Here is an 11,812-nt window from a genome sequence, read left to right as displayed (position 1 = left end):
ACTGCTTCTTGAAGATTTTGAGCTTCTTCACCTAATGTTTGAGCAAAGGCAGCACTTGTTGATAGCATTTTTCTAATTTCTTCTCCTAGGGTATTTGTAACAACTTCTACTCTACCACTTGCATCTTTTACTTCTGTGGTAAAGTCTAATTGTGTATAGCTATCAAATACACGAACAATCTCTGGGAGATTCTTTCCTACTGCACTTTGGATAAGTCCTAAAAGGTCATTAATAGAATCTCTTAAGCGATTAAGTTGAGGATTATAACCTTTGAGTTCAATGAGTGTATCAGCATATCCTTGCTTAGCTCGCTCAATCACTTGGAGAGATTGTGTAACAAGAGCTTGGTCTTGGTCTAAGCCTTGAGAAGTATGTTCTATGTTTTCTTGAATGCTATTTGCTATCGAACCAAATTCGTCTCTATTTGTAAGGGGTTCAAGATTAATGTTTTCGCTTTCTTTATTTAGGTATTTAAAAAAGACTATCATATTGCGTTGTAACGTTTTTATGCTCTTAATAAGTGAGTGATAAAACATCCAAACTAAAGGCACAAAAATAACAAAAAAGCATAAAGAAGCCAAAAGAAGAGCATTGCTTAATGTCGAGCGAATAAGATCTAAAATTGATGTTGAATTTTTGTTTGCATAAACTTCAAGCGTATCGATATAAACTCCCGTAGAAAGCCAAATATTGTCTGTATGTGGTATTAATGCCGCATAGGCGACTTTTGGTGCAGTGCCAAGTGTGCCATCAGGAAGTGGTTTTGAAAAGACAAAATATACAAATTTACCTTCTGGTGTTTGGGTTTTGGCTGTGTCAAATAAATCTCTTACATAAAATATACCATCTGCATCTTTAGCATCATAAAGGGATTTGCCAATCAAATCTTTTCGTGTAGGGTGTGCTACAGGCACATATTCTTTATATGCAAAGAAATAACCAGATTTATCATCTTCAAAACGGAAATTCTCAATGGCTTGAGCGATAATAGCAATCTGCTCCTTTTCGTCAAGTCCCTTAACAAGTGCGCCAAGAGATTGTGCAACCGAATCTGTGGCAAGTTTAATTTTTTGCTCCACTTCTGCTTGGATAAGGCTATGAATCTGTGAGGTGCTTTGTTCTTCAATATTTTTTTCACCAATCAAGATAAATGCTACAAGAGCTAAGAAACTAAGGATTAACCCACCTGAAAGCACTATGACTTTAAATTTAAGTGAGAGATATTTAAACATTTCTAACCCCTTATATTATATTTTGAATTTATTGATAGTAATAGCGCACGGATTATAATACAAATCTGTTAAAGAGAATCTTAGCAATATCTTTGCTGTGCTGTTTTAACAACGAATTTTGTTATGTTCGCCTAGCGGATTTGGATTTATAATGTTTTACTATGGCAAGGGAAGAGAATAAAGCAATATGTAAGGACTTGAATCCTTACATATTAAAGGGAGAAATTTTAGGCAAATATAGGCGCAACAATGAAGCCTAAGCCTACTGCAAAGATGATTGCTAGAGTGCCAGGAACAATAAAGCTATGGTTAAAGACATATTTACCAATGCGCGTTGAGCCGGTATCATCCATTTGCACTGCACCAAGCAAGGTAGGATATGTTGGTAACACAAAGAGAGCAGAAACTGCTGCAAAACTTGCTACAAGAATGTAGGAAGATTCTGGAGTAGCCGCAGTAATACCAAGCGCACCAATGACCACAGGCATAATAGCTTTTGCTGTTGCTGCTTGAGAGTAAAGCAACATACTCGCAAAGAAAAGTGCTACTGCCAAAAGTGCAGGGTAATCACCTACAAGGTCGCTTGCTAAATTTCCGATTTCTTCTTTGTATCCGGCGACAAAGGTATTGCCAAGCCAAGCTACACCTAACACACAAATACAGGCTGTCATACCCGCCTTAAAAGTGCTTGCTTCAAGGAGTTTGCCTGTCTCTACCTTGCAGAAAATCACAATACAAGTGGCAATAGCTAGCATAAATGCCATAATTGCCCCATCACGAGGTAATTTAACTGGGTCAATGTAGCTTTTAACAATACTACTAAGTTCTGCTAAAATACCATCTTTTTGTGCCCAATCTGCGAGGATAGAATCCACGTTTTGTTCCAAATGTATCAGTTTAGATTCTATAATAGCAAGAGATTGCTCATTTTTAGGAGTTTTTTCTATTGCATTAAGCGTAGATTTTGCTTCTTCAAAAGCTGCATTCAGCCCCCCCCCTTGCGCATTATTAGCCTTTAATTGAGCTTTTATGCTTATAAAGGCTTGTTTAAGCGATTCTAATGGCGCAATGATATTTTCTTTATCATCTGTTGATTGTAATTTGCTTAATGCTTCTATCTTGATAGAATCAATCTCTTTGTCTAAATACACAGGGATATTTTTGCTCACATATTCTAGCATAGGCTTACGCACGACATCAGAAATTGAAGTGGCATAAATTACCACGCAAAGCACACCAATAAGGAAAATACCCACACTTAATTTCGCACCTTTTTTGAGTTCAATATGTTGTGCGCCAATAGAAGGTTTAACAAGTCCTGCCTTTAATCGTTCTTGATAGATGATGTCTTTACTTAAGTCAAGTGGAAAGAACTTGCTTACCACAAATGCAGTAAGCATACACGCACTAAATGTTGTAATAAGCCATACAAGAAGCAATGTAGGATAGTTCCAGCCAAAATCTTCAAGAGCACCACTCATATACACCACTGCAGCACTTACAGGTGATGCAGTGATAGCAATCTGACTTGCGACAACGGCGATTGAAAGAGGTGCGGAAGGTTTAATATTTTGCTCTTTTGCTACCTCCACAATTACAGGTATCATTGAAAATGCTGTATGCCCTGTGCCAGCTAAGAATGTAAGGAAATATGTAACCGTTGGGGCAAGGTAGTTAATGTATTTTGGATTCTTGCGCAAGATTTTTTCTGCCACTTGCACCATATAGTCTAGCCCACCAGCAAGTTGCATTGCTGCAATAGCTGCAATCACAGACATAATGATTAAAATCACATCCCAAGGAATGTCTCCAGGCTTCATACCAAGCACAAGGCAAAGAATCACCACGCCAAAGCCCCCAGCATAGCCAATCGCCATACCACCTAGCCTAATGCCTAAAAAAATTGCGCCAAAAAGCACTGCTAATTGTAGAATGAGTAATACAAACTCCATTTAGAATCCTTCAAGTTATGAATGTTGTTTGAATCTTGCTTTATCTTCAGCACTCATATGAGGGTTAAGCATATTTTTTGGTTGAAAAATTTCATTGAGTTGCTCTTTGCTTAAAAGTTTTCTTTCAAGTGCAATTTCTTTTACAGGCTTACCTGTTTGCAAAGATTCTTTAGCAATTGATGCAGAGTTCTCATAGCCAATATAAGGGTTAAGTGCGGTAACAATACCAATGCTGTTATACACAAAATCGCTACAAACTTTTTCGTTTGCTGTGATTCCATCAACACATTTACTAGCAAGTGTAAGCATTGCATTTCTCATCATTGAGATTGAATTGAAAAGCCCATAAGCAATTACAGGTTCAAATACATTAAGCTGAAGTTGTCCGCCTTCACTTGCAAAACTCACTGTTACATCATTGCCAATAACTGCATAACATACTTGATTTACAACTTCGGGGATTACAGGATTTACTTTACCTGGCATAATGGAACTTCCGGGTTGCATTTTAGGGAGGTTGATTTCATTTAAACCTGCTCGTGGTCCAGAGCTTAAAAGTCGCAAGTCATTACAGACTTTAGAAAGTTTAACTGCTACTCTTTTAAGGACACCGCTTACTTGCACATACACACCTGTATCTTGTGTAGCCTCAATGAGGTCATCAGCAGTTTTAAATGGGTTTCCTGTTACTTCACAGAGTTTCTTTTGGACAATTTTAGGATAATCAGGGTGTGAATTTATCCCTGTTCCAATGGCTGTTCCACCCATATTGATTTCAGTTACAAGATTTCTAGCTTCAAGCACTCGTGCAATATCTTCACCCATCATCACTGCAAAAGTATGAAATTCTTGCCCTAAAGTCATAGGCACAGCATCTTGAAGTTGAGTGCGTCCCATTTTAAGCACATCTTTAAATTCTTTGGATTTTTTATCAAAAGAAGCTTTCAGCACTTCCATATCTTTGGCAAGGGCTGAAAGTTCATCATATAATGCTACGTGAATGGCAGTGGGATATGAGTCGTTTGTAGATTGTGAAAGATTTACGTGGTCATTTGGATGGCAGTATTGATATTCACCTTTTTTGTGTCCCATAATTTCTAAGGCTAGGTTTGCTACAACTTCGTTTGTATTCATATTTGTGCTTGTTCCTGCACCACCTTGAATCATATCTACTACAAATTGTTCTCTTAATTCACCCGCAATAAGTTTATCACACGCTTTGCAGATAGCATCTTTTTTTTGCTCATCAAGCAATTTAAGTTCATAATTTGCCAAGCACGCAGCTTTTTTTACTTGTGCAAATGCTTTGATAAAACTAGGATAACCACTTAGTTTATCGCCTGTAATGTTGAAGTTTTGTAAGGCTCTAAAGGTTTGCACTCCATAATATACATCATCAGCAATTTCTAATTCACCAATAAAGTCGTGTTCTATTCGTGTTCCCATTTTAAACTCCTTTAGAATGAAATGATTTATTGTGTTATCATTAGATAACTTATGAAGCATTATATAGATATAGTATAAATATAAATAATTAATAATAGATTTAGTTAATGAGGGCTGGATAAATCGCTGCAATAATGCTTTGAAGGTAAGATTATAATTATTGTGTATTTTGGGATTCTTGGGCTAAATTATCTTGTGTTTCTTGATTTGATGTGTCCTGTGTAGAATCTTGATTTTCTTCTTGCACATCATTTTGTTCTTGTGGAGTGGAGTTTGGCGTATTGTCCTCTGTGTTTTGATTTTGGTTAGGTTGTGTGTTACTTTGATTTGTTGAAGGGGCGTTAGGTTGCTCAATAGCACGGATTGATGAAGTAATTCTCGCGGCTTTTTGATTATCCATTTTTCCTAGAATCTTGACCATATCTTTTATATCCATTTGCGAGAGAATTTCTACCGCTTCTTTTTCAGGTAAATCTGCAAGTATGGCTGCTGCTTTGGCTTCTTTCAAACCTTTGTATGCTTGGACAATTTTGCTATCTTTTTGCGCTTTAATCTGCGAGAGAATTTCTTCATTATAGGCAATCTTTTGGTCTATTTCTTGGTTTTTCTCTTCTATTTCGGCAAGGTTACGCTTATGTGTTTGTTCTTCTTGTTCCTTTACTTTTTCTTGTTCTTGCGAAAAAAGAAGAATCTTTTGATTAATTTCTTCTTCTTTTTTGAGGAGTTGTCGCTCTTTTTCATCAAGAATTACTTGCGTAGCATTTTGCAAGACTTGCAAGGCTTGTTGTCGCTCATCAATTTCATCAAGTTGAGCTTTAATTTCATCTTTGCGCGCTTCAAAGATAATACTACAATCAAGAAGCTTAGAAGTATCGGCAAAAGTATAAAGGCATAAGCTACATAAAAGCCATATTTTTGCAAAGATTCTCATATTACTCTGCCTTCAGTATTATTGTAAAGCAGCGTTGCGATTTCATCAGTTTCTTTCTCTTCTCTATTTTTGATAGTTTTAAGAATCTCTTCTTTCTCTCTTTTATCTAAAAATGCCATTTTTTCATATTCAATATGATATTGCTTGTATTGTGTCTGTAAAAAAGCCTTGTGAGTGAGTAATTCTTCTAGTTCATTTTGTGCTACACTTAGGCGATTAAAAAGTATTTGTTTTACTTCATTATACGCTATAAATGCATAAAATGTCCCATATTGCGGTGCTTTAAGTTCCACAATCTCATCAGCAATGCTTTCTATTTGCATTTGTTTATTTGCAATCTTGTTTTCATTCTGCATAATTGTGCGCTCACATTCTTGCATATCTCTTTTTCGCAGATGCACAATGGCACTGAATCTTGTTTTCATCATCTAACACCTAATAGTATCATCACGTTCAGGACTTGTAGAGACAATAGCAATTTTTGTGCCAGTGATATGTTCAAGCTCTTTGATATAATATTGCGCTGCTTGCGGTAAATCGCTAAAGACACGGATATGAGAAGTCTTATCCCAACCTTCAAACTCTCGATAAATAGGTTTAACACATTCATAATCAGTAGGAATGTAATCAATCTCTTTACCCTTATATTCATACCCCACACATACTTTAATTGATGAGAATCCATCAAGCACATCAAGCTTCATAATGCTTAGACTTTCACAACCATTGAGACGACAAGCATAGCGCACAGCTACCGCATCAAACCATCCACATCGTCTCGAGCGTCCCGTTGTTGTGCCAAATTCTTTTCCTGCTTCGCGTAGTTTCTCTCCTACTGCACCTTTCTCTTCAGTAGGAAATACACCATTACCAACTCTTGTGCAATATGCTTTGGCAATACCTATTACGCGTTGAATATCTCGTGGTGCCAAACCGCTTCCACTACAAGCTCCTGCTGCAATAGTCGTAGAGCTTGTTACAAAAGGATAAGTGCCGTGGTCGATATCAAGCATACTGCCTTGCGCACCTTCTAAAAGAATTTTTTCTCCTTTTGTTTGAGCGTCCCACAGAAGTTGTGTTGTGTTTGTTACAAAAGGGAGAATTTGATGAGAGACAGATTCTATATATTCCACTACACTCTCCACACTAGGGAGCGTTATATCATAGAGACTTTGCGTATATTGTATTTGATCATAAATAGCTTGTATTTTTGCTTTGAGTTGTGTAGGATTATGTAAATCCATAAGTCGCACACCATTGCGTGATACTTTATCACCATAGCAAGGTCCTATGCCCTTACCTGTTGTGCCAATAGCCGCTTTATCCTTGCTCTTCTCTTTTGCTTTATCGAGCATCTCGTGATAAGGAAGAATGATATGCGCCTTATCGCTAATAAAAAGTCGTCCTTGTAGATTATCAAAAGATTTCATTTCTGTAAGTAGGGCTTCAAGATTGATGACTACACCATTGCCAATAATGTTTTTGCAATGTTCGTAAAGAATTCCCGAAGGCAATAAATGTAAAGCAATTTTTTTATTATTGATAACAATAGTGTGTCCAGCATTATGTCCGCCTTGATAACGCACGACATAATCATACTCTCCTGCCATTGCATCGACTATTTTGCCTTTGCCTTCATCGCCCCACTGAATCCCAACAATTAAATCAGCCATATTTTTCTCCCTTATAATGCGCAGATTCTATCTACCTGCTCGTTGCATTTAATGAGACATTCTATCACCTCATCAGTATAAATCGCAAATCCACACGAGATTTGTTCCCCTACGCTGTATTTGCCACCTTGCAGCAAAGTTGTATTGCCAAGAAACATTCTAAAAAACAAATCTTTATAATATGAAGTAGGTGAAAAGGCAAGTGGTGAAAAAATACTCTTTTCATACTCACAATAACTCGCACATTCTAGAAGTTTTTCAAGTTCATCACGTAAAAATATAGGGGCGGTATTTATTGCTTTTTGCACATCTTCTTTTGTCTTGATATGCACTAAATCTGCCACATAGCCTTCCATTTCTAAAAGTTTGCCCACATCTTGAGAAGCAAACGCTCCTATATCTATACCACTATGCTTAGCACATAAAAGTGGAATATTCATATTAGATATCTGCAAATAAGGTTTTAAACCAAGCTCTTGCAAAATATGCACACCTAAACACATAACAGGTGATAGACTTCCACCCCCTAAATGCTCCGCACCAATTTGGTGAATTTCAGTTGTAGGATAGCTAAATACTGGTTGGATATAAAACCATTTTTTATGCTCACTGCTGTGTGCAATGTGTTTTGTAACAATATGCATTGCATCAAAAGTTGTGTCATAGCGCAAACCAATTTGATGATTGCTTTCACTACTTAGGCGCACAAGAGAGCGATTTAAAATATCATCTTGATGTTCTAAAAATGTGAATGTAGGCGTTGCAATTTCCTTATAATCATTTTCATAAAATGCTTTAATAGCACAAGATTCTATATTGCGTTTAAGTTTTGCTGATGTATCAAAATATAATTTGCTTCCTTGCGGAAGTTCGTGTTCTAAAATCACTTATTTACTCCAAATATTCTTAAAATTAAAAATTATTTCTTAATGATTAAGGGTTAAGATTATACCATAAATTCACTTTTAGTAGATATTTACACGCGACTTACTTCAAAATGTTACACTGCCCATTTTTAATTTTAACAAAAGGATTCTGTTTGAAAGTTGCACTCCTTATGAGCGGTGGCGTAGATAGCTCTTATTGTGCGCATTTGCTTGTATCGCAAGGTTACGAAGTTGTAGGGCTTTATCTTAAGTTGCATAATAAAGAAAAAAAACACGATGTGTATATACAAAATTGCCAAAAAGTTGCCCAGCATTTGGGCATTGCTTTTGATGTGGTTGATTTACAAGAGGCATTTAAACGCAACGTATATGATGCCTTTGTGCGCTCCTATAAAGAGGGGCAAACACCTAATCCTTGCGCAATTTGCAACCCTCTTATGAAATTTGGTTTGGGATTAGAAAAGGCAAAGGAATTGGGTTGTGATTATATTGCTACGGGGCATTATGCACAGATTAAGGAGGTAAATGGGATAAAGCGCATTGCAAAAGCAGTTGATGAGAGCAAAGACCAAAGTTATTTTCTTTATGCACTCCCTCAAGTTGCTATTGATAGAATTATTTTTCCACTTGGTGCAATGTATAAAGAGAATATCAAGAAAACTGCTCTTGAGCTTTTGCCCTTTCTTGGCACATTGCAAACCTATAAGGAATCTCAAGAGATTTGTTTTGTAGATCAAAGCTATATTGATATTTTGCGTCTTTATGAAAAAGTTGATAATGAAGGTGTAGTGCGTGATAGTAGTGGAAAAGCAGTTGGCACACATAAGGGTTATATGCATTATACAATTGGCAAACGTAAGGGATTTAGTGTATTTGGCTCGCACGAACCTCATTATGTAAAATCCATTAATCCACATAATAATGAAATCATTGTTGGCACTAAAGAAGAACTGGCTGTAGATTCTATACAGGCTTTAAACAAAAGTCTGCCACAAGCCTTTAGTGGTGGTATATATGATGTGAAAGTGCGCTATCGCTCCGTGCCAATTAAAGCGCGTATTGAGCTTAGTGGTGATATTATCCACGCTCAACTTTTAGAATCTGCTTATGGTGTAGCACAAGGACAAGCTCTAGTTTTGTATCAAGATGATTGTGTGTTAGGTGGAGGAGTGATTACACAGGTGTAAAGGGATTTTATTTTTCTTCATTGTTCTGTTCAGAAGTAAGTTTATTGAGACGCTTTGCATTGGCTTCGCTGACTTTTGCACCTAGCTCGATGAGCTTTTGTGCAGCTTGAAGTTGGGGTTTATGCTGAAAATTTTTGGCATTGAGTGCAGCATCAAGTGGTGTTTCACCTGCTTTAAGCGCATCAATTGGCATATTTTTGTCTTTAATGAGATATTCTATAATCTCTACATTACCATCACGAGCTGCAAAATGTAGTATATTGCCTCCACCAAAGTCATATAAGAAATTTTTATCAAAGTGAAGCATCAACTCTAAAATAGTTTTATCTCCAAAAGTGATAATACCATTTGTGAGTGGGTATTTAAGGTCATTGTAATTTGCACCCTTGTGAAGTAATGCCCAAAACATATCATATCGATGATACATTGCAGCTAAATCAAGTGCATTAACTCCGTGTGCATTGTAAATGACATTTCCTAGTTTAAATGCACCAAGTGCTCTATGGTCATCAGACATCACGCGATTAATGTTGTAGAAAGGTTTTTTGAGAGAAAATCTTTTTTCTTGTCCAGAATCTGCAAGGATAAGCTGAAAAACTTGTGAAGAGTCAAATACGATTGCTACCATAAGGGGTGTGATTTCAATTCGTGGCGATTGAGTAGTGTAGAATAAGAAATATTTGCTTAATGTTCCATTGTCGCGCATAAGGCGGTAAGTTTGTGTGTCATCATTAATGATTGCTTTTAAAAATCGTTGTTCTATCGCGCATTGCTCTTGTGCTTGTTTGCCTTTGTATTGCGCTTTTGGCATAATGCCCTTAAGTAACTCTACTTTTTTGCAATCCACTTTCAATAAAGCCCTAAGACTCTGTTCAAGAGTAGGGGGATTATGAGTTTCCCATTGATTCACAAACCAATCTCCAAAAGCAAAACTGCATAGACATAAAATTGTTAAAATATATTTTATAAGCATTTTATCCTCTATAATTCTTTTTTTAGACTTACAAGCCTTTAGCCTACGAATCTTTTTGTTTTTTTAAAAAAGTAGCAATTCTTTGCAAACTCTCTTCTTGCCCGAGTATAACAAGGGCTTCACACACGCCAATACCACCACTTTTTCCCAGTAGCGCACATCGCAATGTGGGCATAAGCTTGCCAATTTTTATATCATTATCTGTGGCATAAGTGTGCAAGTAAGATTCCATTTCTTGTGTTTGCTCCCAAATAATCGAGGGTGTAGCACTAAAGAGAGCATCAAGTGTGCTAATAGTATTACTATCAAGCTTTGAGCGCATTTTTTCATCATAACAAATAGGAGGATTCATTACTTCTTTAAAGCCTTGTGCAAATCCTGTAAGCGTGTTGCAACGCTCTTTGAGGGCAGGATAGAGAATATCGCGTGTTTTTGGGTTAAGTCTTGGCACATCAAAGGCACTAAGGAGTTGCTCAAGCGTGGCATTATCTTTTTGCTTAATATAATGTGCATTAAGCCATAGAAATTTATCTTCATTATATGCGCTAGGTGAGCTATTAAGTGCAAATGGACTAAAAAATTCTAACATCTCTTGAAGTGAGAAAATCTCCTTATCGCCATAGCTCCAGCCTAAGCGCACAAGAAAATTAAGCATTGCTTCGGGCATATAACCCATAGTTTTATAATCCATAACACCCATTGCGCCATCACGTTTGCTTAACTTGCGCCCTTGAGGATTAAGAATCATAGGCACGTGGAAAAATTGTGGAATCTTGAAGCCTAAGGCATTGTAAATAATGATTTGCTTTGGTGTGTTGCTTAAATGGTCATCACCTCGTATTACATCAGTAACACCCATAAGCGCATCATCAATAGCGACAACAAAGTTATAAGTAGGTGTGCCATCACTGCGTGCGATAATAAAATCATCAATTTCTTTGGCTTGGATTCTCATTTCACCTTTCACACCATCTTTAAAGCAAATTTCACCTTCAAGTGGAGCTTTGATACGCACCACAGGTTGCCTATCTGTCGGTGGTGTGCCATTAAAATCACGATAGCGATTATCATAGCGGGGAGTTTGTTTGTTTGCCTCTTGCTCTGCACGCAGTGCATCAAGCTCCTCCTTGCTCATATAACAATAATATGCTTTTTTATTGTCTAAAAGCTGCTGTATGTATTGTTTGTAGAGAGGGAAACGTTGGCTTTGATAAATGACTTCGCCATCGTATTCTAGTCCTACCCAATCAAATGCTTCAATAATTGCTTTTGCTGCATCTGCAGAGTTACGTGCCAAATCTGTGTCTTCAATGCGGAGTAAAAATTTACCACCATTTGCTCTTGCATAAAGGTAATTAAATAATGCTGTGCGTAAGCCACCAATATGCAAATATCCTGTAGGTGAAGGTGCAAAACGTGTAATGATATGAGCCATTTTTTCTCCCATTTGTCAAAATTTTGCGCGAGTATATAGAATCTTAACTTAATACCATTTTACAATCCTTACTAAAATATCATTTTTAGACATTAC

The 11,812-nt window shown here is 36.9% G+C and carries 9 protein-coding genes and 2 pseudogenes; 1 reads left to right on the top strand and 10 read right to left on the bottom strand.

Translation table 11 applies throughout. The features are described from left to right. The 8 genes and pseudogenes from LS65_RS01635 to LS65_RS01605 all read right to left on the bottom strand — a co-directional run. Nucleotides 1-1,232 (bottom strand): cache domain-containing protein (locus LS65_RS01635; protein WP_138129735.1); only part of this gene is annotated, 1,232 nt, incomplete at its 3' end. A gap of 227 nt (nt 1,233-1,459) precedes the next feature. Then, nucleotides 1,460-2,056: pseudogene (locus LS65_RS10440) on the bottom strand (anaerobic C4-dicarboxylate transporter family protein); the annotation flags it as partial. A 363-nt stretch (nt 2,057-2,419) separates the two neighbouring features. Beyond that, nucleotides 2,420-3,184 (bottom strand): annotated as a pseudogene (locus LS65_RS10435) (anaerobic C4-dicarboxylate transporter family protein); the annotation flags it as partial. Nucleotides 3,185-3,199: 15 nt separating this feature from the next. After that, nucleotides 3,200-4,630, bottom strand: a complete 1,431-nt coding sequence (aspA, locus tag LS65_RS01625; RefSeq protein WP_034361385.1) for an aspartate ammonia-lyase — start codon at nt 4,628-4,630, stop codon at nt 3,200-3,202. 157 nt (nt 4,631-4,787) lie between these two features. Next, entirely contained in the window at nt 4,788-5,561 is a 774-nt protein-coding gene (locus LS65_RS01620) for a MotE family protein (protein ID WP_052061041.1), read from the bottom strand. Further along, nucleotides 5,558-5,989 (bottom strand): flagellar export protein FliJ, encoded by a 432-nt coding sequence (locus LS65_RS01615; RefSeq protein WP_236096582.1) that lies wholly within the window; start codon nt 5,987-5,989, stop codon nt 5,558-5,560. The genes LS65_RS01620 and LS65_RS01615 overlap by 4 nt, the downstream gene beginning before the upstream one ends. Continuing rightward, entirely contained in the window at nt 5,990-7,234 is a 1,245-nt protein-coding gene (locus LS65_RS01610; protein WP_034361384.1) for an adenylosuccinate synthase, read from the bottom strand. It abuts the gene before it with no gap. 11 nt (nt 7,235-7,245) lie between these two features. Continuing rightward, complete coding sequence (locus LS65_RS01605) at nt 7,246-8,121, bottom strand: ATP phosphoribosyltransferase regulatory subunit (RefSeq protein WP_034361382.1); 876 nt, start codon at nt 8,119-8,121, stop codon at nt 7,246-7,248. Nucleotides 8,122-8,273: 152 nt separating this feature from the next. Between LS65_RS01605 and mnmA the strand changes: the two genes are divergently transcribed. After that, a complete protein-coding gene (gene mnmA, locus LS65_RS01600; protein WP_236096581.1) occupies nt 8,274-9,308 on the top strand; it encodes a tRNA 2-thiouridine(34) synthase MnmA in 1,035 nt (344 codons plus the stop codon). 7 nt (nt 9,309-9,315) lie between these two features. Here the strand turns inward: mnmA and LS65_RS01595 are convergent, their stop codons facing one another. Continuing rightward, on the bottom strand, nt 9,316-10,281 hold the full coding sequence (locus LS65_RS01595) for an ankyrin repeat domain-containing protein (protein ID WP_034361380.1): 966 nt from the start codon (nt 10,279-10,281) through the stop codon (nt 9,316-9,318). Between the two features lie 43 nt (nt 10,282-10,324). Continuing rightward, complete coding sequence (gltX, locus tag LS65_RS01590) at nt 10,325-11,716, bottom strand: glutamate--tRNA ligase (RefSeq protein ID WP_034361378.1); 1,392 nt, start codon at nt 11,714-11,716, stop codon at nt 10,325-10,327. Nucleotides 11,717-11,812 lie beyond the last annotated feature (96 nt).

It is taken from the genome of Helicobacter japonicus (assembly GCF_000762845.2).
Lineage (GTDB): Bacteria > Campylobacterota > Campylobacteria > Campylobacterales > Helicobacteraceae > Helicobacter_C > Helicobacter_C japonicus.
The sequence above is the reverse complement of the archived record's forward strand: the minus strand, read 5'-3'. Positions and strand labels throughout refer to the sequence as shown.